Below are 25794 nucleotides of genomic sequence, written 5' to 3' on the forward strand. Positions count from 1 at the left end.
AGAGCCTTCCATGAGCCGTACCTCGCCCACGCCTTCCTCCGACGCCGCGCGCACCGTGCTGGGTGTGCACCACAGCCCCGTCGCGGGCACGATCCCGCCCGGCACCTGCGACTGCCACGTGCACATCTTCGGGCCGTTCGACCGCTACCCGCTCGCCGAGAACCGCGTGTTCATGCCCGGGCTCGCCTCCACCGATGATCTGCTCGCGCTGCATGCCGCGTTGGGCGTCGACCGCGCGGTCGTCGTGCAGGCCAGTCCGCAAGGCACCGACAATCGCTGCATGACCGACGCGCTCGCCACGCTGAACGCGGCCGGCCATGCTTCGCGCGGGGTGGCTGTGCTGGCGCCCGACGTCTCTCGCAACGAACTGCGTGCGCTGCACGAGGCGGGCGTGCGGGGTGCGCGCGTGAACCTGCAGTCGTTCGGGCAACACGATCCGGCGGTCGCGCGCGCCGCGCTCGCGCGCACCGCCGAGCAAGTGGCCGACCTGGGTTGGCACGTGCAGATCTACACCACGCTGCCGGTGGTGAGTGCCCTCGCGCCCGCGCTGCGCGACTGCGCCGTGCCCGTCGTGATCGATCATTTCGCGCTGGCGAGCGCGGTGGCCGGCACCGGTCAGGATGGCTTCGACGCGCTGCTCGAGACGGTGGCGGCGGGCAATGTCTATGTGAAGCTGTCCGCGCCCTACCGCCTCACGGTATGGCAGGACGGCCGCCCGCCGATCGAGGCGCGCGCGATCGCGCGGGCACTCATCGACGCCCGGCTCGACCGCATGCTGTGGGGCACCGACTGGCCGCATTCCGGCGCCTGGCCCGGCGTGCCGCGCTCGCGCGATCGCAGCGAACCGCTGCATCCCATCGACGACGGCGAGCAGCTCTCGGCCTTCTGCGCCTGGGTGAGCGACGCGGAGAAGCAGGCGATCCTGGTCGACAACGCGGCGCGTCTGTACGACTTTTAGCGACCACGCCATGCGTTGCAGCCAGGCGACATCTGGTCGCGGATGGCGCGAGCGCGCGTGACGTGACACCGGCCGAGGCGATAACCTGAAACAAATGCACCCTTTGGGTGCGCCGATTCAACGCTTGCAGGCTGTATTCATGAGTATCACGCCGGCGCTTCCGCACCCGGCCAACGAAGCGGAACGCCAAGCCTGCCTCGATTTGTTCGACCTCGACGGCGAGCACGATGAAGTGCTCTCCGAGATCGTCGCGCTCGCCGCCCGCCTGTTCGACGCGCCCGTCGCACTGCTCTCCATCATCGACCGGCACCGCCAGTGGTTCAAGGCGCGCATCGGTACGTCGGTCGAGCACACGCCGAGGGGCGATGCCCTCTGCGAGCACACGATCGCCGGCGACGGCGTGCTCGAGGTGTGCGATGCGCGGCGCGACCCGCGCTATGGCCGGTCGGTGGCGGTCACGGGCGAGCTGCAGGCCGGCTATTACGCCGGCACGCCCCTCGTCACACGAGACGGTTTCGCGCTGGGGACGCTATGCGTGATCGACCGCGACGCGCGGCAACCGATGTCCGCACGCGAGCGCGAGACGCTGGCGCACTTCGGACGCCTGGCGCTGGCGCGCCTGATGACGATCCGCCACACCCGCTACATCGATGAGCCCACCGGCCTCTTCAATCGGCTGCGGCTGGAACAGGACGTGGCGCTGCTGCTCGGCGAGGGCCGGCCGCTCGAGGTCGTGACGGCCGACCTGCTGCCGATCGAGCTGGCCAACGCGTTCATCCGCACGCTGGGCTATCCCTTCTTCAATCAACTGATGGCGGACGTGCGCGACCGCATGCGCGGCGCGGTGCCGGCCGAGTGCGTGCTCTACAAGATCAGCCCCACGCGCTTTGCGTTTCTGGTGGTGGAAGGCGGCGGCGTCGATGTCGAGCGCGTGGCCGCCGATCTGCAGCGCGCGTTTCACTTGCCCGTGGTGTGTCAGTCGATTCCGGTGCGCACCGGCCTGGGCCTGGGCGTGCTGCCCCTGAAGCCCGGCATCGACTACGGCGACTGGATCCGCCTTGCCGTCAGCGCTGCCGAAGACGCGCGCCAGCACAATCTCGGACTTGCCTATTTCCGCCCGGAGGTCGACCAGGCGCAGCAGCGCGCCCAGGCGCTGCTGGCCGCGCTCTCGGCCGAGGTGTCCGACTGCGCCAATTTCTCGCTCGCGTTCCAGCCCAAGCTCGTCCTGGACACGGGCCGCTGCGACTCGGTGGAAGCGCTGCTGCGCTGGAACCACCCCGAGCTCGGCTGCGTCAGCCCGTCCGAATTCCTGCCGCTGGCCGAGAACACGGCCTTGATGAACGACATCACGCGCTGGGTGCTGCGCGCGGCCGTCGACCAGCTCAGCCGCTGGCGCGAGGCCGGCGTGCCCCTCAGTCTCGCGGTGAACATCTCCGCGCGCGACCTCGAAGACACCACCCTGGTGGCAGACATCATGGCGCTGCTGCGCGAGGCCGGCGTGGATCCCGCACGGCTCGAGCTGGAGTTCACCGAGAGCGCGTGGATCCAGGATGAACCCGCGGCGCTGCGCACGGTGCAGCACGCGCAAGGCGCCGGGCTTTCGGTCGCCATCGACGACTTCGGCACGGGCTATAGCAACTGGACCTATCTGCTGCGTTTTCCGGCCACGTCGGTCAAGATGGATCGCACCCTGATCGAAGACATCGAGACCTCCGAGACCCATCGCACCGTGGTGCGCACGGTCGTGCAGATGGCGCGACGCCTGGGCTTGCGGGTGGTCGGCGAAGGCGTCGAGTCCGCCGCGCAACGCGACTTTCTGCGGGACTGCGGCTGCAACGAGGCCCAGGGATTCCTGTTCGCGCATCCGATGAACGCCACGCAGCTCGAGGCCTGGCTGGAGACCTGCAGCGCCTGACGGCCGCGCTGCAGCGAGGCGGGCCCGGCGTTATCATGCCCGCCATGAAAACGCTGACTGAACTGATTCACACCGACGATCCCGCGCTGCCGCTGATCAAAGAATGGGTCGCCTCCGCGGCCGTTTCCTGCGAGATCCTGCCGGCCGGGCCGCAGGCCGACGAGGTGCTGCTTGGCCTGCAGGTCAGCACGCGCTCGCCGCTGGGCGCGATCGCGCACGGCACCGGCGGGCTGCTGATCGACCACGGCTGGCTGCGCGTGCTGGGCTCGGGCCACCCGCGCCTGCCGCGCGATCTGCTGCGCTGGAATCACGGCCGCGCCGACGGCTTCCTGCTGGTGGCCGACGATGCCGCCGGCGGCTTCTTCGCGTTGGACGGGGGCGCGTTTGGAGGCGAGCCAGGCACCTTGCACTATTGCGCGCCCGACACGCTCACCTGGGAGGCGCTCGACGTGGGCTACACCGATTTCGTGCAATGGGCCCTGAGCGAAAGACTGGCCGACTTCTATGCCGACCTGCGCTGGGCCGGCTGGGAAGCGGACGCCGCCGCGCTCGGACCGGACGAGGCATTTTCTTTCTACCCCTTCCTCTGGTCCGCCGAAGGCAGCGCCGCCACCAGTTCGCGGCGCGCCGTGCCCGTGGCCGAGTTGTATGGCGCCAATGTGGAGCAGCGCGCCGCGTGATCCTGCTGCGTCGGGGCCGCGGGCGCTTGTGACGCTGCTACAGTGCAGTCAGAGGCCGTCCCGTCGGCGGCCCGCCTGTATGGAGACGCCGTGCCCGCCCTGCCCTTGATCCGCATGCTTGTGATGTCCTTCGCGCTGGGCGCGGTCGGCACGTCTGCCGCCGCCGCCGATCCCGCCGCCTTGCTGGCCGCGGCCCAGGCCGGCGACACGCCGCGTGTCCGCGCCTTGCTCCAGGCGGGCACGCCGGTCGACCCGCGCGACAACAGCGGCAACACACCGCTGTTGCTTGCCACCGCGCAGGGGCACACCGAGGCCGCGCTCGCGCTGATCGCCGCGGGGGCCGACGTCAATCTCAAGAACGGGATGCAGGACAGCGCCTATCTGCTCGCGGGTGCCCGCGGCGAGCTCGCGATCCTGCGCGCCACCGTGGATCACGGCGCCGACCTCAAGAGCACCAACCGCTACGGCGGCACGGCGCTGATCCCGGCCTGCGAACGCGGCCACGTGGACACGGTGCGCTTCCTGCTCGAGGCGGGTGTCGATCCGGATCACGTCAATCGCCTGGGTTGGACCGGCCTGCTCGAAGCCGTGCTGCTGAGCGACGGCGGCCCGGCCCACCAGCAAATCATCAAGCTGCTGATCGCGCACGGCGCCGACGTCAATCTGCCCGACGGCGACGGCGTGACGGCGCTGGCGCACGCGCGCCAGCGCGGCCAGGAAGCGAGCGCCGCGCTGCTGGTTGCGGCCGGTGCGCGCTGAGCACGCCCACCCGCGCGGCTGCCCGGCTCATTGCCCCTGCTGCGTCGGCATCACGACGACCTGCTGCAGATTGACGCGCTTGGGCAGGCCCGCCAGGAAGGTCACCACCTCGGCGACGTCTTCGGGTTGCAGGAACTCGATCTGCGTTTCGGCGGCGGCCAGCCAATCCTTGGTGCCCTGGAACGTCACGTGACTCTGCAGTTCGGTGGCGACGATGCCGGGCTCGATCATCGCAACGCGAATGTTTTTCGGGCCGAGCTCGATGCGCAGATGACGCGACAGATGGCTGACGTAGGCCTTGGTGGCGCTGTAGGTGGCGAAGTACGGGAACAGCGCCTGGGCGCAGATCGATGAGGTGTTGATCAGATCGGCCGGTCCGCCTTCGGCCGCCGCCTGGGCGAGTTGCGGCACGAAGGCATGGATCACCCGCATCACGCCGGTCACGTTCAGGTCGATCTGCTGCTCCCATTCGGCGAGTTTGCGCTCTTCGACCGCACCCGGCAGCATCACGCCGGCATTGTTGAAGACCAGGTCGGCGCGGCCCCAGGCCTGAGCCAGCGCCTGCGCGGCGGCGTCGACCGAGGCCTGATTCGTGACGTCGGTCGCCAGCGCCATCGCCTCGCCGCCCGCCGCGCGGATCTGCGCCACCGCCTGCTCCAGCCGCTCGGCGCGCCGCGCCAGCAACGCGACCCGCGCGCCCCGCGCCGCCAGCGCCCGCGCGCTCGCCAGGCCGATGCCACTGGATGCGCCCACCACGACGGCCACGCGGCCGGCCAGCGTCTGTTCCTGCTCGTGCTGTTGTTGCGTCATGTCATGCTCCTTGTGCGTTGTCGAAGTCGGATGTGAGCTTCGATGGAGCGAACTTTACGCAGCCTGAGTCGAATCCAGTAGTTGGCACTATGATGTTTCATTCTCTACTTTTAGTTGATATCGAGTATGAACGAACTGCGCGCGATCGAGATCTTCGTGAGGGTGTCCGAGCTCGGCAGCTTCAATCAGGTGGCCCACGCGCTGGGCCTGAGCGCGCAGGCGGTCAGCAAGAGCGTGCGCCAGCTCGAACAGCACCTGGGCATGCGGCTGTTTCATCGCACCACGCGCAGCAACACGCTGACGGAGGACGGCCAGCGCTTTCTCGATTCGGTGCGGCCGCGCCTCGATGCCCTGCAGCGCGTGCTGAGCGGCGCGCGTCAGGCCAGCGGCGAGGAGCACGGCCTCATTCGCATCAGCGCCGCCACGCCGGTGGGCCGCCGCATCCTGTTGCCGCTGCTGCACGCGTTCCGCGAACGCTATCCGCGCATCGAGGTGGATCTGGTGCTGGACGAAAAGTTTTCGGATCAGGTGATCGATCGGATCGACGTGGGCTTTCGGGCGGGCGGCCCGCCGGAAGCCCAGGTGATCACGCGGCGGCTGTTTCCGATCCAGGAAATCACCTGCGCCCCGGCCGCCTATCTGCGCGAGGCCGGCGTGCCGGCCGACCTCGACGCCCTCGCCGCGCACCGCTGCACCGGCTATCGCAGCCCGAGCACCGGGCGGGTACTGCCTTGGGAATTCAAGATCGACGGCATGACGGTGCAGCGGACGATGGCGCCGGTGTTCACCGCCAACGAACCCGAGACCGAGATGGAGGCCGTGCTGGCGGGCTTCGGCATCGGCCAGATCGACAGCATCAACGCCGCCCCGCGCCTGCGCGCCGGCGACCTCGTCCCGCTGTTCACCGACTGGACCAGCGACCGGCGCGGGCTCTACCTCTGGTACGCCAACCGCAGCAACATGCCACGCCGCGTGCGCCTGTTCATCGACTTCGCGCTGGAACGGCTGCTCGACAGCACCGACCACACCCTATCGGCGCAGGAGCTGCAGACGCTGTCACGCAACGGATTGAAGCAGCTGGGGCCTACACCGCGCCGTCGCTGAGCCGGCACACGAGGCAGTTTTTAAGGTGTCAGACTACCTTTTCGTGCTATCGACCCAGCACGCTGCCAAGGTGTCAGACTACCTATTCGCAGGTCCGTCCAGCCGACCTCACTCTCCCGCCTAGCCTTTTCACCCCTGCCCCGCCAGCCACTCGCGGAACTGCGCCAGCGGGGGGTAGTTGGCGCGGTCCTCGCGGTAGACGAGGTAGTAGCCCAACGGATCGGGCATCTCGCCCGGCATGGCAATCGCCACCGTGCCGGCACGCAGCTCGTCTTCGACGAAGGCCTGCGGCACCAGGCCGATGCCGATGCCGGCGATGACGGCCTGGATCAGATGCGATGTGAGTTCGAAGTCCGGGCCCGAGCGCAGCCGGCTGGCCGGGATGCCACGCGCCGCGAACCAGCGCGCCCAGTTTTCCGGGCGGGCTTTTACGCGCAGCAGCAGGTGCCGGGCCAGATCGCGCGGCTCGTTCAGCGCGGCGCCGGCGCGCAGCGCGGGGCTGATGATGGGCACGAGGCGCTCCTCCATCAGCAGATGCGCGCGGCAGCCCGGCCAGAGCCCGTCGCCCACCGCGATGTAGGCGTCCATGCCGGAGCGCTCCAGATCGATCTGGCCGACCTTGGAGTGAATGTGTACCTGCACCTGGCCGTGGCGCTTGTAGAAATCGCTCAACCTCGGCAGCAGCCACTTGGTGCCGAAGATCGGCAGCACGGCCAGATGCAGGTCGCCCGCGCCATGGCGAAACGCGATGGCCTGCAGCGTGGCGTTGCGGATGCCGGCCAGCTGGTGCGCGAGCTCGCGCTGGTACATGGCGCCCACTTCGGTCAGCTCGATGCGGCGGCCGGTGCGGATGAAGAGCTCCACGTCGATCAAGGCCTCGAGCGCCTGCACCTGCTTGCTGATCGCGCTCTGCGTGGTCGACAGCTCCTGGGCGGCGCGGGTGAAGCTCTGGTGGCGCGCGGCCGCCTCGAAGGCCAGCAGCAGCGACATCGAGGGGGTCAGCTTGCGCGGATTCATTCCATTTACTCTTGAAAATCCCGAAAAAGACTCGTTTGCCGCGTCTCACGCGACGCCGCAGAATAACGCACATCAAGGCCAATACGCAGCGCCATCCGCCGACAGGCGTCCGATCCATATTCTGTGGATTCGTGCAGGCGTGGCGGGCCTACCCTCGCGGGGCGCGCGGCGCCTCGCCTTCTGGAGCAGCAGCATGGATCTCGGAATCAAAGACAAGGTCGCCCTGGTACTGGGCGCAGGTGGCGGACTGGGCGGCGCGATCGCCACGGCGCTGGCGGCGGAAGGCGCGAAGGTCGCCGTCGCCGACATCGACCCGCAGGCCGCGGCGCGTACGGCTGAAGCCGTCGTCGCGGCGGGCGGCAAGGCGCTGGCCCTGCCCTGGGACCTCGCCGACCTGGGCGCCATCGACGGGCACATCGGCCGCATCGAGGCCGAGCTCGGCCCGGTCGATATCCTGGTCAACAACACCGGAGGTCCTCCGCCCACGCCGGCCTCGGGCCAGCCCGCCGAAACCTGGCGCAAGTTCTTCGACAGCATGGTGCTGCCGGTCTATGCCATCACCGACCGCGTGCTGCCCGGCATGCGTGAGCGTGGCTGGGGCCGCATTATCACCAGCACCTCGTCGGGCGTGATCGCGCCCATCCCGAACCTGGGTATTTCGAACTCGCTGCGCCTGGCCATCGTGGGCTGGTCCAAAACCCTGGCCCGCGAAGTCGGCAAGGACGGCGTCACGGTCAACATCGTGCTGCCCGGCCGCATCGCGACCGACCGCATCCAGTTCCTGGACGAGGCCCGCGCCAAGCGCGAGAATCGCAGCGTGGAGTCGGTGTCGGCCGAGAGCACGGCCAGCATCCCGGTGGGCCGTTATGGCAAGCCCGAAGAATATGGCAGCGTGGTCGCCTTCCTGGCGAGCCAGCAGGCCAGCTACCTGACCGGCTCGACGCTGCGCGTCGATGGCGGTTTCATCCAGAGCATCTGATCCGCGAGGAACCCGACATGCCTCTCACCGCCGACGCCAAGGGCGTCTATCCCATCGCGCCGACGCCGTTCTTCGACGACGGCCGCATCGACACCGCCTCGATCGACCGCATGATGGACTTCTATCATGCGTGCGGCTCCACCGGCCTCACGGTGCTGGGCCAGCTCGGCGAAGCCCAGAAGCTCGAGCATGCCGAGTCGCTCGCCGTGGCCAGCCAGGTGATCGGCCGCGCCGGCGAGCTGCCGGTGATCGTGGGTGTCTCGGCGCCCGGCTTCGCGGCCATGCGCGCGCTCACCCATGAGGTGATGGCGCGCGGCGCGGCCGGCGTCATGATCGCGCCGCCGAACACGCTGCGCACCGACGACCAGATCGTCAATTACTACCGCCAGGCGGTCGAGGCCATCGGCGCCGACGTGCCCTTCGTGCTGCAGGATTACCCGCTCACGTTCTCGGTGCAGATGAGCCCAGGCGTGATCAAGCGCATCGTCGACGAGCTGCCCTCGTGCGTGATGCTCAAGCACGAAGACTGGCCCGGCCTGGAAAAGATCTCGACCCTGCGCGGCTTCGAACGCGACGGCAAGATGCGCCACATCTCGATCCTGTGCGGCAACAACGGCCTGTTCCTGGATTACGAGATGGAACGCGGCGCCGACGGCGCCAACACCGGCTACTGCTTCCCCGACATGCTGTGCGACGTCGTGCGCCTGAATGCCGAGGGCGATCGCGAGGCGGCGCACGACCTGTTCGACGCGCACCTGCCCTTGCTGCGCTATGAACAGCAGCCGGGCGTGGGGCTGGCGGTGCGCAAGTACGTGCTGATGCGTCGCGGCATCCTGAGCTCGGCGGCGCAGCGCAAGCCGGCGAGCCCGATGTCGGCGCAGGCCCGCGAAGAAGTGGATCACCTGCTCGCCCGCCTCGCCAAGAAAGACCCGCGCGCGGCGAATCTGGCGAAGTAAGCCCGCCACGTCCGCCAGAAAGACAAGGCCCGCCCGGCATGCCTGCCGCGCGGGCCTCGCTTTCTTGGGCGCTCAGGCGTGCGCCGTGCTGCGCGCCTGTAACTTGAGCCCCGCCAGCATCAGCGTCAGGCTCAGCAGCACCGCCAGCGTGGCCATCGCCATGCCGTTGCCCACCGAGCCCTGCTCGAACTGCCGCCACACATAGATCGAGACCGTCTGCAGGCCCGCGGGCGCGAGCAGCAGCGAGGTCACGAGCTCGCGCGAGGCGACCGCGAATACCATCATCATGGCGGCCACCACGCTGGGCGCGGTGAGCGGCAGCGTCACGTGCCAGAGCGCGCGCAGCACCCCGGCGCCGTGCACCCGCGCGCTGGCTTCGAGCGTGGGCCCGAGCTGCGCCAGGGCCGCCGACGCATAGCGCATCGGATACGGCAACAGCAGGCAGCTGTACGAGCACAGCAGGATGAGCCAGCTGCCATACGGCGTGACCGGCCAGAACGGCTGGTTCCAGGCCAGGATCAGGCCCACCCCGACCACCACGCCCGGCAAGGCCGCCGGCAGCAATGCGAGCCCGTCGATCAGCGCCGCGCCCCGCACATGACGGCCCGCCACCAGCCAGGCGGCCAGAAAGCCCAGCACGCCGGTCAACACCGCCGCGCCGGCCGCCAGCGCCAGACTGGTGCCGAGCGCCTCATAGGCCTGCGCGTCGCTGCCGAACAGGCTGGCGAAGTTGGCCAAGGTGAAGTTGCCGGGCGCCAGGCCGCCCGACAGGGTGCGTTGCAGCGCGCTCGTGGCCATCGCGCCCAGCGGCGCCAGCGCGGCCACGCCCGCGACGAGCGCGAACAAGGCCAGCACCGGCCAGCGCCAAGGGCCGAGCTCGGCATGCGCGAGCGGCACCGGCTTGCCGTTGGTGGTGTCGAAGTTGCGGCCCGCCAGCACCGCGCGCTGCACCGTGAACGCCGTCAGCGCCAGCGCCACCAGCACCAGCGACAGCAGCGCCGCGCCGGACAGATCAATGGGCCAGTCGGCCAGTCGCCGCTCGATCGCGGTGGTGAGCACGGACACGCCGGCCTGCGCACCGAGCGCGGCCGGCACGCCGTACTCTTCGATCGCCAGGGTGAACGCCAGCAGCAGACTGGCGGCGATCGCCGGCAAGGCGAGCGGCAGCGTCACGCGCAGAAACGCGGTGCGCGCACCCGCCCCGCACACGCGCGCCACCTGCGCCAGCCGCGCCCCGGTGGCCGCCATGCTGCGCGACACCGCGAAGTACACCACCGGAAACGTGCTCAGGCCCATGATGAGAATGACGCCGCCGCGCGAGTGCAGCACGGCGCCGAGGTCCACGCCCGTAAGCTGCGCGAGATAGCCGCGCGGCTGCAGGGCCATGGTCCAGGACAGCGCCGCGATATACGGCGGCAACAAAAACGGCAGCAGGAACATCAGGTCCCAGAAGCGCGCGCCGGGCAGCCGGCACAGGCCGCGCAGCGTGCCGAGCGGCAGGCCGATCGCGGCGGCCACCGCCGCCACGCCCAGGCCCAGCCCGAGCGTCTGGCCCAACAGATCGAACAGCGCCGGATCGCCCAGGGCCTGGCCCCAGACCCCGAAGGGTTCGCGCAGCGAGCCCTCGCCGAGGTAGGGGAAGATGGCCTGCAGGCCGACAAAGCCGATCGGAAGCGCGACGAGCACGACCAGGGCGGCTGCCACGGCAGCCGCCAGCAAGGAAACGCTTTTCATGGCGTTCGAGCCAGCGCGCTCAGTGCTTGCCGAACAACGTGGCGAAGCGGGCCAGCGCCTGCTCGCGGCCGCCTTGCGCCGTGCCGCCATCGGCCTCGAGCACCTTGATGTCGCGCATGTGCGGACGGCGCGCCGCCACGTCTTCACGCGCGGGGATCAGCCACGCGTCGGCCACGGCCGACTGACCCGCCTCGGACAGCACGTAGTCGATGAAGGCGCGCGCCTGATCGGGCGAACGGGTGGATTTGAGGATCATCATCGGCCGCGGCGCGATCACGGTGCCGCTTTGCGGGAAAATGACCTGCACGCTTTCGCCCTTCTGGATGCTCGTGTAGGCCACATAATCCACGCCGCCGAACACCGCCGCGCGCGCGCCCTGCAGCACCGGCGTCAGCGCCTGGGCATTGGGGCCCGACACGGTCATGCCGTTATCGCGCAGTTGTTCGAGCAGCTTCCATGCGCCCTCGCCCTGCGCGTTCTGCAGGCCGAGCAGCAGATCGATCGTGGCGCCCGACAGCGCCGGATCCGGCATGGTGACTTGCTGCTTGTAGGCGGGCTTGGCCAGATCGGCCCAGTCGGTGGGCGCCGGCGTGCCGGTGGCGCCGTTCCAGACGATGCCCAGCGCCGACACGCCCTGCGCCACGTACGTGGGCGTGCGCAGACGCTCGGGCACGTGGGCCGCGTTGGCGCTCTGGTGCGCCAGCAGCAGGCCGCGCTTGTCCATGTCGAGCGCGGTGTCCCAGGAGGCGGAGATCAGCACGTCGGCGCGCGGATTGGCGGCCTCGGCCTCGAGACGCGCCATCACCTTGCCGGTGGTGGCCTGGAACACATCGACGCGCACGCCGGTCTGTTTCGTATAGCCCTCGGCGAGCTGCTTGATCAGGGTGCCGGGGCCGGCGGTGTACACCGTGAGGGCCCGGGCCGGGGTGTCCGCGTGGCTTGCGCCTGCGGCGCCGAGGGAAAGTGCCATAAGGAGACGAATCATCGTCCGGGAGGAAACGGGGGCGACCATTTTATGAACATTCCTTTAAGTATTTATGACAGCCGTCACACGCCCGGCTTCCATGCGCGCCACCTTGTGGGCCAGCGCATAGGCTTCGTCGTGGTCGTGTGTCACGTAGACGGCGGTCGTGCCGAGCCTGCGCAGGAGCGCACCGATTTCGGTGCACAGCGATTCGCGCAGATCACGGTCGAGATTGGAGAGCGGCTCGTCGAACAGCAGCAGCGAGGGGTGGGCCACGATCGCGCGCGCCAGCGCCACGCGCTGCTGCTGCCCGCCCGACAACTGGGCGGGACGGCGCACGCCCATGCCGGCCAGGCCGACCAGCGCAAGCGCATCGGCCACCCGGGCCTCGCGCTCGGCGCGCGACACGCGCCGCATGGCGAGGGGGAACGCCACGTTCTGCGCCACGCTCATGTGTGGCCAGAGCGCGTAGTCCTGGAACACCATGCCCAGGTCGCGGCCTTCGGGCGCCACGAACGCATCGGGGGCGCACACCGTGCGCGCCCCGAAGGTGATCGCCCCGCTGTCCGGCCGCAGCAAACCCGCGAGCGCCTTGAGCAGCGTGCTCTTGCCGCAGCCTGACGGCCCCAGCAGCGCGAGCACCGTGCCGGCGGGCACTTCGAGGTCCACGCCGGCCAGCACCGTGTGCCCGTGGTAGGCGTGGCGCACGCCACGCACCACCACGTCGGCGCCGCGCTTGGGAGTGGGCGCCGCGGCCATCAGAAGCGATGACGCATGCCGACGGCCACGCCGAGCTGATTGCTGCCCGGTTCGACGTTCACGCCGTAGCGACCGCCGATGACGCTGACCGACGAGCCGTTGTCGTTGAGCGCATACGAACCCAGCGCGTAGAGCGTGGTGCGCTTGGACAGGTCATATTCGCTGCCCAGCACGAGCAGGGTCGGCTTCTGGTCGCTGCCGGCGCGTTGGGCCGCCGGGCAGACCGACACGTTCATGTTGTCGCAGGTGGTGCCATCCATGTGATAGACCGCCGCCGACAGACGCGTGGCCGGCGTGGCCTGCCAGGCTGCGCCGACCCAGTACAGGCGGCTGGTGTAATCGCGCTGCGTGAGCTTCTGCTCGAGCCAGCGATAGCCGCCGTAGAGCTTCACGCCGTCGAAGTCGTAGGCCAGCGCGGCCAGCACGCGGTCTTCGCGGTTGTCGCTGGAGGCCGGCGCACGCGGCGCATCGGCGCGCTTGGAGTGATACAGCACGGCCGCGTCCCAGCCGCCGCTCTGGTAGCGCAGGCCACCGCCGATCATGCGGCCGGTCTTGCTGTCGGCCCAGTTCTGTTCGTTGTTCCAGCCGAAGCTGTAGTACGCGCCCACCGACACGGGGCCGAACTTGTTGGTGTACTTGATGGAGTTGTCCATCCGGTCGGAGAACGCCGGATCGATACGCTTGCCGCCGTAGTTGGCGTTCTCGAACGGATTGAACTTGCTCATCCAGTCGATCATCAGCGTGTTGTGACGACCCAGGGTGAGCGTGCCCAGGCTGCGGTCGGACAGGCCCACATACGCCTGGCGGCCGAACAGACGACCGCCCTGCAGGGTGTTGCCGTTGCCGACGTCGAAGCCGGATTCCAGCGCGAACACGGCCTTCAGGCCATCGCCGAGGTCTTCGGTGCCGCGCAGGCCCCAGCGGGAGCCGTTCATGTTGCCGGACGACATGCCGGTCTTGCTGCGGCCGTCGGGTCCGTTGGTGAGGGTCTGGACGCCCACGTCGATCAGGCCATAGAGCTGAACGGTGCTGGTGGGCTGGGCTGCGTACACGGCGCAGGCCGGCAGCAGGAGAGCGGGCAGGCAAGCGCGTGCCGCCGCGGTGCGGATCAAGGTTTTCACAGGTTGTGTCCTCTTTGGGATTCAATCGGAGCGCACAGTCTAGGGAGCGACTGCTACAACCGCGTGACGGTGGCGCGCGAATTGCAGCGCCGTCGCCGCAAACAGGACGAGCGACGTTTGCGCCCGCAACCAATCGTCGGGGCGATGCCTGAGAGGAAGAGAGAGACGCCGCTTGGTGGCGCCGCTTGGGAGCGCCGCTTGATGGCCCCGTTTAGGGGCGCGGTTTGGGGGCGCCGCCTGGGGAATCGGGGTGAACCCGCCCGGACTCAGCGCGCGGGCTCGCCTCGGCTGAACACCAGATAGCCGGCAATCGCGATCATCGTCGCGCCCAGCACCCCTTCCTGCGCGCGCAGGAACCACGGGTTGCGCGTGAGCCATCCCCGGATGCGCGACGCGCCGTAGGCGAAGCCCGCGCCGGTGGCCAGGCCCATGCACTTGGAGAACACCGCCAACGCCAGCATCTGCAACCAGACCGGGCCACGTGACGGGTCGGTGAACTGCGGCAGGAAGGCGATCAGAAAGATGAAGACCTTGGGATTGAGCAGGTTGGTCATGAAGCCCTGCACATAGGCGTCGCGCCCTTGCCCGCGTGCGTTGCTGCTGGCGAGCGTGCCGCCGCGGCGGCTGCGCAGGAGCGCCTTGACGCCCAGATACACCAGATAGCACGCGCCGGCCAGCTTCACGGCCATGAAGAGCTCGGGCGATTGCTTGAAGACCGCGGCCAGACCGAGCACGACGAGCGGAATCTGTACGATGCCGGCCGAAAAGGTGCCCAGCACGCTGAACCACGCCGTGCGAAAGCCCTGTGTCATGCCGCGCGTGAGCGTGAGCGCCATGTCCGGGCCGGGCGTGAGCTTGAGCGCCATGTCGGCGGCGAGAAACAGCAGAAAGAGTTGCAGCGAGGGCATGGATGAGGGCCAGAAGTCGACCCCGGCATTATGCCCCTGCGCCCGCGCCCGATCCTGACAGCCAGCTTGCTGTTGATATGTTATTACATTACACTCGCAGCCCTTCGGCGCGGCTCATCCGCGCCTTGTTCGCGCCCTGCCCGGCATGACGGCTCGCCCGGCGGCCCCAGGCGCGGCGCGTTCCGATCACCCTGCCCTCCGGCCTTTTGCTGCATTCTGTATGACCGGTATCCCTGTTTCCGCTTCATCTTCCCCCGCCTCCACCCGGCTGCATTCCATCGACGCGCTGCGCGGCCTGGTCATGCTGATCATGCTGCTCGACCACGTGCGCGAGACCGTCTATCTGCATGCGCAGGTGGGCGACCCCATGAACGTGACCGACACGCCGCCCGAGCTCTTCTTCTCGCGTCTGCTCGCGCATATCTGCGCGCCGGTGTTCGTGTTTCTGACGGGCCTGTCGGCGTGGCTGTATGGCCAGAAGGCCGGCAGCCTGCAATCCACCAGCGCCTTCCTGGCCAAGCGCGGTCTCTTTCTGGTGGCGCTGGAGTTCACGCTCATCAACTTCGCGTGGACCTTCCAGTTTCCGCCCAAGGTGATCTATCTGCAGGTGATCTGGGCCATCGGCCTGTCGATGCTGGCGCTCGCGCTGCTGGTGCACCTGCCGCGCGTATGGCTCGTCATCGTGGGCGTGGCGCTGGTCGCCGGCCACAACCTGCTCGACGCCATTCATGTGGCGCCAGGCGAACCCGGCTTCGTGATCTGGGCCATCCTGCATGATCGTGGCTGGCTCGAGGTGAGTGAGCCGCTGCGCCTGCGCACCTCGTATCCGGTGCTGCCGTGGATCGGCGTGATCGCGCTGGGCTACGCCTGCGGGCCGTGGTTCGGCCGCGCGGTGGAGCCGGCAACGCGCCGTCGCTGGCTCTGCGGCGCGGGCCTGGGCGCGATTGCGCTGTTCGTGGTGCTGCGCGCGTTCAATGCCTACGGCCAGGCCCAGGGCTGGAGCCCGCAAGACGACGCGCTGCGCTCGCTGATGAGCTTCGTGAACATCACCAAGTACCCGCCCTCGCTGTTCTTCCTGCTGCTCACCCTCGGCCTGGGCCTGCTGCTGCTCGCCTGGCTCGAGCGTCTGGGCGACCGCGCGAGCATGCGCGCGCTGTGCGTGTATGGCGCCGCGCCGCTCTTCTTCTACATCCTGCACCTCTACGTGCTCAAGGTGCTGTACCTGGCCGCGGTGGCGGTCTGGGGCACCACGCATGGCCAGTACTTCGGCGTGGACCACGTGTCGACGCTGTGGCTGATGACGGTGATTCTGGCGGTGGCGCTCTACGCGCCGGTGCGCGCCTTCGGCCGGCTCAAGGCCCGCCGCCGCGACATCGCCTGGCTGAAATACCTGTGATGCGCGCAGTCCGCGCCGATCGGCCGCGCGCGTTTCGGCGCGTGGCCGTGAGCCTGAACGCCGCCCGGCTCACCGGCATCGTCTGCGCGCTGCTGGCCCTGCCCGCGGCGCAGGCGAGCGCGCAATCCCCCGCGAGCAACGCCTCGGTGGTGTTGTACGGCGTGGTCGACCTCGGCCTCGCCGGCATCGACGACACGGATCTGGGCAGCTCGCACGGCATGCAGACCGGCATGCAGTCGGGATCGCGTTGGGGCCTGCGCGGCCGCGAGGATCTGGGCGGCGGAATGTACACGCGCTTTCAGCTCGAGAGCGGCGTGCTGGCCAACAGCGGCCGCAGCGCGCAGGGCGGACGCCTGTTCGGCCGGGCCGCGTGGCTCGGCATCGGTGGCGCCTGGGGCGAGCTGCGCGCGGGCCGCCAGACCTCGATGTCCTCCGAGCTGCTCGCCGAGTTCGATCCGTTTCTGGCCTCGTACCTCAATCTGGGCGCGCAGACGGCGCTGCTGCCGTTCAATGCCAACCGCGCCGACAACAGCCTGTCGTGGCGCGCGCCGCTTGCCGGCGGCTGGCGCTTCGCGCTGGACCATAGTTTCGACACCGGACCGGGCGGCGGTTTCGCCACCCACGACAGCAATCGCCTGAACAGCGCGGCGCTGGCGTACGAGAGCGGGTCGACCGCGCTGGCCCTCACCTACGAGGGCGCGCGCTGGGCCGCGAATACCACCGAAGGCCGCGCGATGGCGGCGGCGGGCGGCGACGCGCAGCCCTGGGCCGTCACGCTCGCGGCGCGCCACACGCACGGACCCGCGACGCTGTATCTCGCGTATTCGCACATGCGCAACGGCTCGACGATCCCGGCCGTGCCGTCTCCGGGCCAGACGCCCTATTTCCCGGGCAGCACCGTGCACGGCGTGCTCGCCGGCCTGGGTTGGCGCGTGGGCGCCGGCACGATCATGGCGTCATGGCAGGTGAGCCGGCCCGGCGATGGCGGCGCGCTGCGCCACCAGGGCGCCACGCACACGCAGCAAATCCCCTCGATCGGCTACTCGCATGATCTGTCGGCACGCACCAACGTGTATGCGATCCTGGGTCAGCTGCACGGCGCCTGGGACGATCCGGGTTGGCGTCAGACCCAATACGCGGTGGGCCTGCGGCATCGGTTCTAGGTTGCGGCGGCGCTGTCTGCATACGCCGGCGCCAGGGCGTTCGCCCGCCCCGGGGTATGAGTTCAACCGCAGGCGTCCGCGCGCGCCTGCGCCGGATCCAGGCAACGGCGCCAGGTGTCGGGCGTCAGCGCCTGCACCGGCTGCAGACGCGACATGGGATTGATGTAGAGCAGGATCTGACCTGGCGTCTGGCGCAGCGCCTCGCGCAGTTGCGCCTGCTGGGCGGCGCCGAGTACCACCTCTCCGCTCGCATTGGTCTTGCCTTCGAAGAGCAGCGTGTGCGTGTCCGGGTTCCACGATGCCTCGTCCGGCAAGGCCAGCACCTCGGCCGGAATGCGCACCACGCGCCAGGGCTCGTCGCCGATCTCGATGTTCAAGGGCGGCACCTTGCCCGCAGGCAATATCCAGAGCCGTTCTTTGGACGCGGTGGGCTCGGCGTACGCCGACACGCCGTCGGCGGAGGGATGCGCGCGCAAGCGCACCATGCTGCCGTCCGCGTCGTAGCGGCGCACCTCGGCGCCCTCGACACCCGCGCGCAGATCGATGCGGCGCAGGATGCGGCCCGACGATGCATCGCGCACGAAGTGCACGGTCTGGGTCGGGCTTTGGGCCACCTCCGTGGCCCCCTGCCCGGCCGGCGCCACGCAACCGGCTTCGTGCAGGGCGACGATGGCGCCTGCCTCATTGCGATCCACGCAGCCCTGCCGCGCCACCGCTAAGCGCCCGCCCTGGCCCGCCACGTATTGCACATAGCCGGCCACCCGGCCCTGCGCGTCGTAGGTCAGCCGATACGCGCCCGTCTCGATGCGCTTGCCGCGCAGCGACACCGATTGCAGGATCCGGCAGATCGCGCCGCCGCTGGCGCGCTCGAACACGGTATTGGTCTCGCTGCCATCGGCCAGCGTATAGGGTGACCAGTCGACCGCATCGGGCCAGAAGCGCGGCTCGGGATCGGGATCCGACACGGTGAACAGCGCCAGCGGCGCCGGCACCCGCTCGCCGCGGTGGCCCAGCAAGATGGCACCGCCGTCGAGGTTTTCGCGTATCGACTGCATCCGCGTGCCCTCGCCCCGCACCGCGGCATCGATGGGTGTGGCGAGTGGCGGGCACGCCAGCGGGGCCAGGCTGCGGGCCGAGGCCTGCCCGGCAAGGGCAAGCAGCGCGAAGCCCAGCATGCTCGCCAGGCTGGGCGCGATGCGCCTCGTGCAAGGGTTACGCATAAGGCAGGTTTTCCAGGAAACGCAGCATGTTCCAGAACTCGCGCGGCACCGCGCCCAGCCGCAGCCGCGGCCCGTCTTCGAACAGCAGGAAGGGATAGACATCGCGTTCGAACGTGCCGTTGTCCGGAAGGCGGTACGGCTTGAACGCCTCGGGATCCGCGAAATAGCGTTCGAGCTGTTCGCCGCCCGCCACGTGCAGGTACCACACGCGCAGCACTTTAGGCTCGAGATCGGGCGGCGTATCGGTGTACGTGCCGCCATCGCCCGCCACGACCGCGCCGCGCATCAGCGCGATCAGCAGCCCTCCCGACAGGTTCGACAGATCGTTCTGGCGCAGCTCGTTGAGCTTGCGTACCAGCACCACGGCGCGCGAGCCGGGCACCAGCGTGTCGGCGAAGATGCGTTCCACGTCGGCGTTGGTGGCCTGCGGCACGCTGCGCAGGCGGCGGAAATCCCGTTCGAAGTCATCGAGCCACTGCCGGTAGCGCTGCGTGCTGGTCTGGCGATCGAAGCCCTCGGCGCGTGCGGGCGTCGCCATGACCAGCATCGCGAGCGCGAGCAGCCACGCCGACACAAAGGCGCGCAGGCAGGCCGCGAAGGCGGCGCTCGACGCGGCCGCAGTGGAGACGGCCGCCGTGGAGACGGCCGCCGTGGAGACGGCCGCCGTGGAGACGGCCGCCGTGCCTGCGGCCGCCCTTCCCCTGCCAGAAAAAGGCAAAAACCCAGCCGCGGGCAGACTCATGCGAAAACACGAAGACGGTTGCAAGCGCAACGAAGGCATGCGGGACAGGCTCCTGTGAGGTGGCGGTATTGCCCTGGCGCGCGCCGCGGAAAACACCGCGCGCTGGCAAACCCGCCCGCGATTATGCGCAGCGCCGGCTCGGAAGTCATGCGACGCGGCGTTACGGCTGTATCGAGGCGTAGCTCAGATGAACCCGATCCAGCGCCCCGCGAGCACACAGCCCAGCCACAGCAGCAAGGACGCGCCCGCGTGCAGCCGCATGGCGGGCGAGGCCCGGCCTTGTGCCAGCGTGGCGGCCCAGGGTCTGCCGCGCCGCACCCACAGCGCATTCAGGGTCGCCAGCACGAGCAGGCCCACCTTGATGAGAAAGGCCCGGTTGTCGACGTACTCGACGGGCTGCACCATGAAGAGCCAGGCCCCGGTGAACACGGCGAGCCCCAGGCCCACGGCCGCGCCCCGCGCCAGGATCGGCGCGAGCACCGCGAGCGGCCCCGGCGGCAGCAGCCCGAGGATCCGCAGGTCCAATGGCACGATGGCGCCGATCAAGAGGCCGATCGCGACGATGTGGGCCGCGTTGACGACGATATAGAGCGAGCCCCACGCGCGCAGCCACGCACCCGGCGGGGCTGCCGCCAACCATTCGAGCAGCGCCATGCTCAGCGCTTGATGCGGCTCGGATAGATGTCGTAGGTCTTGCCGCCGACTTCGATCTGCACGGCCTTCATGCGCTTGTTGGACTTGTCCTGGTCACGATTGCCGGTGGCGCGGATGGTGTCGCCCGGCTTGGCCGAGCCTTCGACGAAGCCGGCCTCGCGGGTCTGGGTGGGATTGCCCAGCTCGACGCGCCAGGTGCCGTCGTCGGTGCGCACGTCGAGCCAGGGATGCGGCGGCGCGACCTGCACTTTTTCGACGGTGCCGCGCAGCTCGATCTGCTCGGACTCGGCCCAGGACCAGCCGTGGTGCGCCATGGCGGGCGCGGCGAAACCTGCCATCGCGGCCAGCGCGATCAGGGCGGCGCCCGCGCCGGTGCGCAGGCGGGGGGTCGTCATGCGTAGAACATTCATGCGTAGCTCCCAGTCGTGATCTCGTTCGTGCCTATAATCTCGCCCAACTTCAGCCGGGCCGCAAGCGTGTCCGGGCCGCTGCCGGCCCAGCGGGCGAGCCCCATTCCGAGGAGCGGGCGCATGCCCCAGCAGCACACTGCACTGCCCACAGCGTACAACATGACCGCGCGCGCGCAGCGCCGCCGCCCGTTTGCCTTTGCCCGTGCCGCCGCGAAGGCGCTGCTGACGGCCGGACTGGCCAGTGCCGCCCTGAGCCTGCCGGCCGCCGCCGAGCCGCGGCTCATCTCCGATTACCTGATCACCGGCGATCTGCGCGCCTTCGTGTATGCCGAGCCCCTGAACAACGCGCGTGGCGAACAGCGCCTCACCGTGGTGGCGGGCGACCAGGACCCGCAGGTGCTCGGCGTGGTGAGCGACGAAGAGATCGACGTGTTCGACAGCCCCGATATCGATCGCGACGGATACAGCGATTTCGTCATCGGGCAATCCGGCGGCGTGCAGAACGTCATCACGCGGCTGTTCCGCTATCGGCCGCAGACACGCGACTTCGTCGAGATCGAGCACCCGGGTGGCGACGCCAGTCCGTGCCGGGGCTTCGTGTCGCTGTCGATGCCCGAGGATCCCGACGAGCGGGAGTTTTACGGCAGCTGCCGCTACGGCGCGGGCGCCTACGGCATCGAACGCTACGGCTTCGCCCCCGATGGCACCCTGCGTGTCCTGCAGTGGCAGATCCCGGTCAGGCTCGATGGCATGGAGACGACCGACGTGATCACGCGCTTCAACGATGACGGCACGGTGGCCGAGATCGTGCTCGACAGCCCGGATCTGGCGCTCGGCCCCAAGGGCGAGGTGCTGGTCGGCCGGCTCGACCTGTACGATGCCCCCGATCCGACCCGCCGCAACGGCCAATCCATGGCGCGCGGCGATCTCGTCAAGATCCTCGACGGGCGTCCCGGCTGGCTCAAGATCGGCTATCGCAGCGCGCAGGGCGGCGCGGCCGACCTGCACAAGTGGGTGCGTTACGACGACATGCTGTTCGACAAGTATGCGTATGCCGGCCCGGCCAGCACGCCGCAGGCGCTGTCGCTCTCGGTATTCGACTATTTCGGCAAGCCCGGCGAGGCCCTGCGCACGACGTTCACGCTCACGGTCGACAATCCGGGCAAGACGCCGGTGGCCTTGCAGTCGCCCAGCATCCGGCTGCTGTTCATCGACGAAAAAGGCAACCGCACCGTGCACACGCTCTACGAGCGCGAGCCCGTGACGCTGGGGCCGCGCGAGGACGACAAGCCGGGCCGCGCCAGCGGGCGTGCGACCGGTGGCAAGCGCTACAAGCCCGGCGCCACCTGGGACGACAACCCGGTGCAGTGGTTTCCCGCGCCCGACGGCAGCCGCCGGTACGTCATCGACAACAACGGCATTCCCGCCACCTTCCTGCCCGCGCTCGCGCCCGGCCACTACCGCATGATCGCGGTGCTGACCGATCCCGCGCTCGAAGGTCCGGTGTACGCCAATGAGGTCACGTTCGACTATCCGCTCGAAGCCGAGCAGATCGAAGAGCCGGGTGAAAGCGCGGGTTGATGCCGGCCCGATTCAACCGCCCCTGATCTCATCCACCGGAGTTCGCCATGATCCGCTTGCCCGCCGCGCGCCGCGCCACGTTTACCGCCCTGCTGGGCCTGGCCCTGGCCAGCGCGGCGGGCGCGGTCCGCGCCGAGAACGAGCTCGATTGTCCCGAGCTGGCCCAGGCCTTCGCCAAAACGTATTTCGCCTTTCCGGCGCTCAAGACCGACACGATCGAACGCCTGGTGACCTGGCGCGCCTCGTGCAGCGCCAAACCGCCCAAGGGCGACGGCAACGTCAGCGCGCTGTGCCAGGCGGACCTGCCCGAGGGCGGCCAGGTGTTCTACTGGATCAAGACCGGCGTGAACGCCGAGTCCAGCGGCTACCAGATCTGCGACGAATAAAGGCCGCGCCGGGCCGGGTCAACGCACCACGGCCTGCTCCAGCTGCAGTCCGCCCTGCGCCGTGTCGAGCGTCACGCGCGCACCCAGCGGCAGAATCAGATTGGGATCGCCGTGGCCGCTCGGCCACGCGCCCAGCACCGGCACGCCCAGGTCGCGCAGGTTCGCCATCAGCAGCGGCTCGATCAGGGCCTGCGCTTCTTCGTCCGGCATGCGCAGCCCGAGCCGCGTGAAATTGCCCAGCAGAACGCCCTTCACCCCGTCGAGCTTGCCGGCCGCGCGCAGCTGCGCCAGCATGCGGTCGATCCGGGCCGGGTGTTCGTTCACGTCTTCGATGAAGAGAATCGCGTCGCGCGTGTCGATCTCGTAGGGCGTGCCCATGAGCGCGCTGATCAGCGCCAGATTGCCGCCGACCAGACGGCCGGTGGCGCGGCCGCCTGCCAGCGCACGCGGGGCGAATTCGGGCGGCGGCACGATCCAGCTGCCCGCGCCCACCGCGCCGGTGAGCATGGCGAAGGCCAGCGATTCGGTCGGCTCGGCTTTGCCGGCCAGCAGGTCCTGCGCCAGCATGGGCCCGTGAAAGGTCACGAAGCCGGCGCGCGCCTGGATGGCGAGGTGCAGTGCCGTGATGTCGCTGTAGCCGATGAAGGGCTTGGGGTTGGCGGCGATCAGTGCGCCGTCGAGGCCCGCCAGCAGACGCCACGATCCGAACCCGCCCTGCAGGCACCAGACCGCGCCGATGTCGGGCGCGCGAAAGGCATCGTGCAGATCGTCGAGCCGGGCCTCGTCGGGACCGCCCAGGAAGTCGTACGGCGCCTCCATGCGCAGGCGCGTGGCCGGCATCGGGACGGGCTCGTAGCCACGATCGAGCAACCACTGCACCGCTTCGTCGGCCGCCACGGGCGACCCCGAGGCCGGCGCCACGATCGCGATGCGCGCGCCCGGCTTGAGCGCCGGCACCGGCGCGCCCGCCGGCCCGCTCAACGCGTTGGGCGAGGCGGGGCGGGCCTGCCCCTGGCGCGAGCGGGCCGGCGCCGCGCAACCGGCAAGCAGCCCGGACAGGCCGAGCGCCGCCGCGCCCAGCATGAGGCGGCGGCGCGGCGACGAAGAGAGTGTGGCGACAGCGGGCGCGACGGCGGCGCGGCGATCGAGTTCAGGCACGGGTGCGGCTTCCTGCATGACGATGATGCAGCGAGCCTAGCACGAGCGCCCTGCCCTCGCTGGCTCAGTCGCCCAGCTTGATCGCGGCGCTGTCGAGCAGCTTCTGCCACTTGGCGGTGTCATCGGTCACGAAGCCTTGCAGCGACGCGCGCGTGCCGCCCCCCGCCACCATGCCCGCGTTGAGCACCGCCGCCTGGAAGGCCGGCGCGCGCACCGTCTGCTGCAACGTGGCATTGAGCGCGTCGAGCACGGCGGCATCGATGCCGGGCGACGCGGCCACGGAAAACCATTGACTCGCGTCGTAATCCGCGAAGCCCGATTCGGCGACGGTCGGCACGTCCGGCAAAGTATCGAGCCGCTGACGCGTGGTCACCGCGTAGGCCTTGAGGGTGCCGGCCTTGATCTGCGGCAGCACGGGCGCCGAGCCGAGGATGGCGAGCGGAATCTGGCCGCCGGCCACGTCCGACACGGCCTGGCCGCCCCCCTTGTACGGGACATGCACGATGCGCGTGCCGGCAGCCTGGTTGAGCAGTTCGCCCGCCAGATGCTGCGAGGTGCCGTTGCCCGAGCTGCCATAGCTCCAGGCCTGCGGCCGCGCTTTGGCGTCGGCCAGCACGGCCGCCAGGTCGGGCAGCGCACGCTGTGCCGGGCCCACCACCACCATCGGCCCCTGCGCCAGCAACATGACCGGCGCCAGCTCGCGGCCGATGGTGGGCTGCGGCGTCGGGTACACGAGCGGACCGGGCACGGTGATCAGGTAGCCGTCGGCGGCCTTGCTGCGCGCCACCTGCTGCAACGCGATCGCGCCCGAGGCGCCCGGCTTGTTTTCCACGACCACGTTCAGGCCGGTGCGGCTGGCGAGATCCTGCGCGGCGACACGCGTGAGGACGTCGGCCGTGCCGCCCGGCACGAATCCCACCACCCAGGTGATCTGCCGCGCGGGCCAGGCCAGCGCGGGCTCCGCCAGGGCCGGCGCGGTCAGCGTGAGCGCCGCGACGAATCCCCAGCCGAGGGCACTGCGACGGAAGCGATGTTTCATGTGTTCCCCTTGTACGCGAACGCCCGTCTGCGCGGGCGCGTCAGTCCAGGTCGGCTCGACCCGGCGTGGTGTTGGGATGTGCGGCGCACGACTGATTGAAGGCTTGCACCATCTTCAGCATCGGGCCCAGCACCCAGGTGTTGAAAATCAGGATGTCGCTCTCTTCCTTGGGATCCTGTTTGAGGTTGAAGAGGTAAGGCGATTCGAGCTTGCCCCGTCCTTCGTTGACCTCGGGCTCCCAGTAAAAATGCAGTTTCCAGTCGCGCCATTTCAGCGCGCGCAACTCGTTCTTGATGTAGAAGAGAAAGCCCTCGCGCGCCGAATCCGGCCGCGTGCCGCGGAAGAAGTCGGTCTGGTCGATGCCGTCGATGGGCCGATCCTGCGGGATCCGCGCGCCGCCGATGTGCGACAGCGTGGTGAAGAGGTCGGTCACGTGCACCATCTCGTTCGACACGCGGCCGGGTTCGACGGCGCCCGGCCAGCGGATGATGAACGGTACCCGCAGGCTGCCTTCCATGGCCGTGTGATAGGTGCCCGACCAGGGGCCGGCCGTGCCGCGATAGGGCTTGCGATACTCCGGGCCGTTGTCGCTGCAGAAGATGAACACCGTATCGTCGCGCAGCCCCAATGCATCGACCTCGGCCATGATCTGGCCGACGCGATGATCCATCTCGACCATCGAATCGGCGAAGTCGCCGGCGCCGGTGCGGCCCGCGAAGTCGGGGTGCGGCAAAGTCGGAAAGTGCAGATGCACCAGCGGCAGGTACAGGAAAAACGGGCGGCCGGTCTCCGCATGCTCGCGCATGAAGGTCTGGGCATGCGTCACGAGGTCGGCGTCGATGCCGCGCCGGCTGTCCAGGTCGTAGACCTTCACGTTGGTCGACGCCTGCCCCGCCCGCCCTTCCATGATGTGGGGGATGTCCGCCACGGTGGGATCGAAGCCGATGGACGCGGTGAACTGGCTTTCGTCGGTGGTGCGCGGAATGCCGTACCAATGGTCGAAACCGCGATCCGAGGGATAGCGGCCCGGGATGTCGCCCAGATGCCATTTGCCGTAGTGCGCGGTGGCGTAGCCCTGGCCGGAGAGCTGCTGGGCCAGCGTGATCTCGTCGCGCGTCAGCCCTTGCGGCAGCCCCGGGGGCACGGACTGCAGGCATCCCGTGCGAATCGGATGGCGCCCGCTCATCAGGGCCGAGCGGGTCGGCACGCAGTCGCTCTCGACGTTGAAGTTCTGCAGCAGCAGACCTTCGCGGGCGAGCTGATCGATGTGCGGGGTCGGCGCGCCGCGCAGTGCGCCCCCGCCATAACAGCCGAGCTCCCCCCACCCCAGGTTGTCGGCAACGATCAGCACGATGTTCGGTTGTTGAGGCATGGCGGGCAC

The 25794-nt window shown here is 69.4% G+C and carries 25 protein-coding genes and 1 pseudogene; 12 read left to right on the forward strand and 14 right to left on the reverse strand.

What is annotated here, in order from left to right; translation table 11 throughout:
* The first annotated feature begins 10 nt into the window (after positions 1–10).
* The 4 genes from CAL25_RS11195 to CAL25_RS11210 all read left to right on the forward strand — a co-directional run bounded on the left by CAL25_RS11195 (position 11) and on the right by CAL25_RS11210 (position 4312).
* Complete coding sequence (locus CAL25_RS11195; protein ID WP_094800029.1) at positions 11–958, forward strand: amidohydrolase family protein; 948 nt, start codon at positions 11–13, stop codon at positions 956–958.
* Positions 959–1097: 139 nt separating this feature from the next.
* The gene (locus tag CAL25_RS11200) at positions 1098–2873 is read left to right on the forward strand and encodes a putative bifunctional diguanylate cyclase/phosphodiesterase (RefSeq protein WP_094800030.1); all 1776 of its coding nucleotides are present in this window, start codon (positions 1098–1100) and stop codon (positions 2871–2873) included.
* Positions 2874–2917: 44 nt separating this feature from the next.
* Positions 2918–3553, forward strand: a complete 636-nt coding sequence (locus tag CAL25_RS11205; RefSeq protein WP_094800259.1) for a DUF2625 domain-containing protein — start codon at positions 2918–2920, stop codon at positions 3551–3553.
* 123 nt (positions 3554–3676) lie between these two features.
* Entirely contained in the window at positions 3677–4312 is a 636-nt protein-coding gene (locus tag CAL25_RS11210) for an ankyrin repeat domain-containing protein (protein ID WP_249279044.1), read from the forward strand.
* Positions 4313–4339: 27 nt separating this feature from the next.
* On the opposite strand, the pseudogene CAL25_RS11215 reads toward CAL25_RS11210, so the two are convergent.
* Positions 4340–5155, reverse strand: a pseudogene (locus CAL25_RS11215) (SDR family oxidoreductase); the annotation flags it as partial.
* A 93-nt stretch (positions 5156–5248) separates the two neighbouring features.
* Here CAL25_RS11215 and CAL25_RS11220 point away from each other — a divergent pair.
* Complete coding sequence (locus CAL25_RS11220) at positions 5249–6226, forward strand: LysR family transcriptional regulator (protein ID WP_094800032.1); 978 nt, start codon at positions 5249–5251, stop codon at positions 6224–6226.
* A 129-nt stretch (positions 6227–6355) separates the two neighbouring features.
* On the opposite strand, the gene CAL25_RS11225 is transcribed toward CAL25_RS11220, so the two are convergent.
* Positions 6356–7243, reverse strand: coding sequence for a LysR substrate-binding domain-containing protein (locus tag CAL25_RS11225; protein WP_094800033.1), 888 nt, complete (start codon positions 7241–7243; stop codon positions 6356–6358).
* Positions 7244–7436: 193 nt separating this feature from the next.
* Here CAL25_RS11225 and CAL25_RS11230 point away from each other — a divergent pair, with 193 nt between their 5' ends.
* The gene (locus tag CAL25_RS11230) at positions 7437–8222 is read left to right on the forward strand and encodes an SDR family oxidoreductase (RefSeq protein ID WP_094800034.1); all 786 of its coding nucleotides are present in this window, start codon (positions 7437–7439) and stop codon (positions 8220–8222) included.
* Positions 8223–8239: 17 nt separating this feature from the next.
* Positions 8240–9178, forward strand: a complete 939-nt coding sequence (locus CAL25_RS11235; RefSeq protein WP_094800035.1) for a dihydrodipicolinate synthase family protein — start codon at positions 8240–8242, stop codon at positions 9176–9178.
* A 72-nt stretch (positions 9179–9250) separates the two neighbouring features.
* Here the strand turns inward: CAL25_RS11235 and CAL25_RS11240 are convergent, their stop codons facing one another.
* From CAL25_RS11240 to CAL25_RS11260, 5 genes are all read right to left on the reverse strand, one after another.
* On the reverse strand, positions 9251–10912 hold the full coding sequence (locus tag CAL25_RS11240) for an ABC transporter permease (RefSeq protein ID WP_094800036.1): 1662 nt from the start codon (positions 10910–10912) through the stop codon (positions 9251–9253).
* A 19-nt stretch (positions 10913–10931) separates the two neighbouring features.
* Complete coding sequence (locus tag CAL25_RS11245; protein ID WP_094800037.1) at positions 10932–11882, reverse strand: ABC transporter substrate-binding protein; 951 nt, start codon at positions 11880–11882, stop codon at positions 10932–10934.
* Positions 11883–11939: 57 nt separating this feature from the next.
* The gene (locus tag CAL25_RS11250; RefSeq protein WP_094800038.1) at positions 11940–12635 is read right to left on the reverse strand and encodes an ABC transporter ATP-binding protein; all 696 of its coding nucleotides are present in this window, start codon (positions 12633–12635) and stop codon (positions 11940–11942) included.
* Positions 12635–13756 carry a porin gene (locus tag CAL25_RS11255; RefSeq protein ID WP_094800039.1) on the reverse strand — a complete coding sequence of 374 codons (1122 nt, stop codon included), beginning with the start codon at positions 13754–13756 and terminating at the stop codon, positions 12635–12637. Before CAL25_RS11255 ends, CAL25_RS11250 begins: the two co-directional genes overlap by 1 nt.
* 266 nt (positions 13757–14022) lie before the next feature.
* Positions 14023–14664 carry a LysE family translocator gene (locus tag CAL25_RS11260; protein WP_170948466.1) on the reverse strand — a complete coding sequence of 214 codons (642 nt, stop codon included), beginning with the start codon at positions 14662–14664 and terminating at the stop codon, positions 14023–14025.
* Positions 14665–14884: 220 nt separating this feature from the next.
* Here CAL25_RS11260 and CAL25_RS11265 point away from each other — a divergent pair, with 220 nt between their 5' ends.
* Together CAL25_RS11265 and CAL25_RS11270 are read left to right on the forward strand one after the other, a co-directional pair.
* A complete protein-coding gene (locus tag CAL25_RS11265) occupies positions 14885–16060 on the forward strand; it encodes a DUF1624 domain-containing protein (RefSeq protein WP_094800040.1) in 1176 nt (391 codons plus the stop codon).
* Complete coding sequence (locus tag CAL25_RS11270) at positions 16060–17223, forward strand: porin (protein ID WP_094800041.1); 1164 nt, start codon at positions 16060–16062, stop codon at positions 17221–17223. The genes CAL25_RS11265 and CAL25_RS11270 overlap by 1 nt, the downstream gene beginning before the upstream one ends.
* 62 nt (positions 17224–17285) lie before the next feature.
* Here CAL25_RS11270 and CAL25_RS11275 read toward each other — a convergent pair whose 3' ends face one another.
* Both CAL25_RS11275 and CAL25_RS11280 read right to left on the reverse strand, forming a co-directional pair.
* A complete protein-coding gene (locus tag CAL25_RS11275) occupies positions 17286–18443 on the reverse strand; it encodes a hypothetical protein (protein WP_141217919.1) in 1158 nt (385 codons plus the stop codon).
* A complete protein-coding gene (locus tag CAL25_RS11280) occupies positions 18436–18981 on the reverse strand; it encodes a hypothetical protein (protein ID WP_249279026.1) in 546 nt (181 codons plus the stop codon). Before CAL25_RS11280 ends, CAL25_RS11275 begins: the two co-directional genes overlap by 8 nt.
* Between CAL25_RS11280 and CAL25_RS24230 the strand changes: the two genes are divergently transcribed.
* Positions 18980–19243 (forward strand): hypothetical protein, encoded by a 264-nt coding sequence (locus tag CAL25_RS24230; RefSeq protein WP_170948446.1) that lies wholly within the window; start codon positions 18980–18982, stop codon positions 19241–19243. The genes CAL25_RS11280 and CAL25_RS24230 overlap by 2 nt on opposite strands.
* A gap of 125 nt (positions 19244–19368) precedes the next feature.
* Here the strand turns inward: CAL25_RS24230 and CAL25_RS24235 are convergent, their stop codons facing one another.
* The gene (locus tag CAL25_RS24235) at positions 19369–19839 is read right to left on the reverse strand and encodes a DUF6644 family protein (protein ID WP_094800043.1); all 471 of its coding nucleotides are present in this window, start codon (positions 19837–19839) and stop codon (positions 19369–19371) included.
* A gap of 2 nt (positions 19840–19841) precedes the next feature.
* A complete protein-coding gene (locus tag CAL25_RS11290) occupies positions 19842–20234 on the reverse strand; it encodes a DUF6152 family protein (protein ID WP_094800044.1) in 393 nt (130 codons plus the stop codon).
* Positions 20235–20369: 135 nt separating this feature from the next.
* On the opposite strand from CAL25_RS11290, the gene CAL25_RS11295 reads away from it, so the two are divergent.
* Positions 20370–21830 carry a hypothetical protein gene (locus CAL25_RS11295; protein ID WP_141217920.1) on the forward strand — a complete coding sequence of 487 codons (1461 nt, stop codon included), beginning with the start codon at positions 20370–20372 and terminating at the stop codon, positions 21828–21830.
* A gap of 47 nt (positions 21831–21877) precedes the next feature.
* Complete coding sequence (locus CAL25_RS11300; protein WP_094800046.1) at positions 21878–22216, forward strand: hypothetical protein; 339 nt, start codon at positions 21878–21880, stop codon at positions 22214–22216.
* Positions 22217–22234: 18 nt separating this feature from the next.
* Here the strand turns inward: CAL25_RS11300 and CAL25_RS11305 are convergent, their stop codons facing one another.
* The 3 genes from CAL25_RS11305 to CAL25_RS11315 form a co-directional block, all read right to left on the reverse strand.
* Complete coding sequence (locus CAL25_RS11305) at positions 22235–23173, reverse strand: S66 peptidase family protein (RefSeq protein WP_094800266.1); 939 nt, start codon at positions 23171–23173, stop codon at positions 22235–22237.
* Positions 23174–23438: 265 nt separating this feature from the next.
* Complete coding sequence (locus tag CAL25_RS11310) at positions 23439–24413, reverse strand: Bug family tripartite tricarboxylate transporter substrate binding protein (protein WP_094800047.1); 975 nt, start codon at positions 24411–24413, stop codon at positions 23439–23441.
* A gap of 40 nt (positions 24414–24453) precedes the next feature.
* Positions 24454–25785 (reverse strand): arylsulfatase, encoded by a 1332-nt coding sequence (locus CAL25_RS11315; protein WP_094800048.1) that lies wholly within the window; start codon positions 25783–25785, stop codon positions 24454–24456.
* Between the last annotated feature and the right edge of the window lie 9 nt (positions 25786–25794).

Source organism: Bordetella genomosp. 5 (assembly GCF_002261315.1).
In the GTDB taxonomy this organism is placed as follows: Bacteria; Pseudomonadota; Gammaproteobacteria; order Burkholderiales; family Burkholderiaceae_B; genus Bordetella.

What these genes read in the sequence shown, in the direction of transcription:
- CAL25_RS11195 (WP_094800029.1), top strand. Translation starts at nt 11, where the DNA reads ATGAGCCGTACCTCGCCCACGCCTTCCTCCGACGCCGCGCGCACCGTG.
- CAL25_RS11200 (WP_094800030.1), top strand. Translation starts at nt 1,098, where the DNA reads ATGAGTATCACGCCGGCGCTTCCGCACCCGGCCAACGAAGCGGAACGC.
- CAL25_RS11205 (WP_094800259.1), top strand. Translation starts at nt 2,918, where the DNA reads ATGAAAACGCTGACTGAACTGATTCACACCGACGATCCCGCGCTGCCG.
- CAL25_RS11210 (WP_249279044.1), top strand. Translation starts at nt 3,677, where the DNA reads ATGTCCTTCGCGCTGGGCGCGGTCGGCACGTCTGCCGCCGCCGCCGAT.
- CAL25_RS11220 (WP_094800032.1), top strand. Translation starts at nt 5,249, where the DNA reads ATGAACGAACTGCGCGCGATCGAGATCTTCGTGAGGGTGTCCGAGCTC.
- CAL25_RS11225 (WP_094800033.1), bottom strand. Translation starts at nt 7,243, where the DNA reads ATGAATCCGCGCAAGCTGACCCCCTCGATGTCGCTGCTGCTGGCCTTC.
- CAL25_RS11230 (WP_094800034.1), top strand. Translation starts at nt 7,437, where the DNA reads ATGGATCTCGGAATCAAAGACAAGGTCGCCCTGGTACTGGGCGCAGGT.
- CAL25_RS11235 (WP_094800035.1), top strand. Translation starts at nt 8,240, where the DNA reads ATGCCTCTCACCGCCGACGCCAAGGGCGTCTATCCCATCGCGCCGACG.
- CAL25_RS11240 (WP_094800036.1), bottom strand. Translation starts at nt 10,912, where the DNA reads ATGAAAAGCGTTTCCTTGCTGGCGGCTGCCGTGGCAGCCGCCCTGGTC.
- CAL25_RS11245 (WP_094800037.1), bottom strand. Translation starts at nt 11,882, where the DNA reads ATGGCACTTTCCCTCGGCGCCGCAGGCGCAAGCCACGCGGACACCCCG.
- CAL25_RS11250 (WP_094800038.1), bottom strand. Translation starts at nt 12,635, where the DNA reads ATGGCCGCGGCGCCCACTCCCAAGCGCGGCGCCGACGTGGTGGTGCGT.
- CAL25_RS11260 (WP_170948466.1), bottom strand. Translation starts at nt 14,664, where the DNA reads ATGCCCTCGCTGCAACTCTTTCTGCTGTTTCTCGCCGCCGACATGGCG.
- CAL25_RS11265 (WP_094800040.1), top strand. Translation starts at nt 14,885, where the DNA reads ATGACCGGTATCCCTGTTTCCGCTTCATCTTCCCCCGCCTCCACCCGG.
- CAL25_RS11270 (WP_094800041.1), top strand. Translation starts at nt 16,060, where the DNA reads ATGCGCGCAGTCCGCGCCGATCGGCCGCGCGCGTTTCGGCGCGTGGCC.
- CAL25_RS11275 (WP_141217919.1), bottom strand. Translation starts at nt 18,443, where the DNA reads ATGCGTAACCCTTGCACGAGGCGCATCGCGCCCAGCCTGGCGAGCATG.
- CAL25_RS24230 (WP_170948446.1), top strand. Translation starts at nt 18,980, where the DNA reads ATGACCAGCATCGCGAGCGCGAGCAGCCACGCCGACACAAAGGCGCGC.
- CAL25_RS11280 (WP_249279026.1), bottom strand. Translation starts at nt 18,981, where the DNA reads ATGGCGACGCCCGCACGCGCCGAGGGCTTCGATCGCCAGACCAGCACG.
- CAL25_RS24235 (WP_094800043.1), bottom strand. Translation starts at nt 19,839, where the DNA reads ATGGCGCTGCTCGAATGGTTGGCGGCAGCCCCGCCGGGTGCGTGGCTG.
- CAL25_RS11290 (WP_094800044.1), bottom strand. Translation starts at nt 20,234, where the DNA reads ATGACGACCCCCCGCCTGCGCACCGGCGCGGGCGCCGCCCTGATCGCG.
- CAL25_RS11295 (WP_141217920.1), top strand. Translation starts at nt 20,370, where the DNA reads ATGCCCCAGCAGCACACTGCACTGCCCACAGCGTACAACATGACCGCG.
- CAL25_RS11300 (WP_094800046.1), top strand. Translation starts at nt 21,878, where the DNA reads ATGATCCGCTTGCCCGCCGCGCGCCGCGCCACGTTTACCGCCCTGCTG.
- CAL25_RS11310 (WP_094800047.1), bottom strand. Translation starts at nt 24,413, where the DNA reads ATGAAACATCGCTTCCGTCGCAGTGCCCTCGGCTGGGGATTCGTCGCG.
- CAL25_RS11315 (WP_094800048.1), bottom strand. Translation starts at nt 25,785, where the DNA reads ATGCCTCAACAACCGAACATCGTGCTGATCGTTGCCGACAACCTGGGG.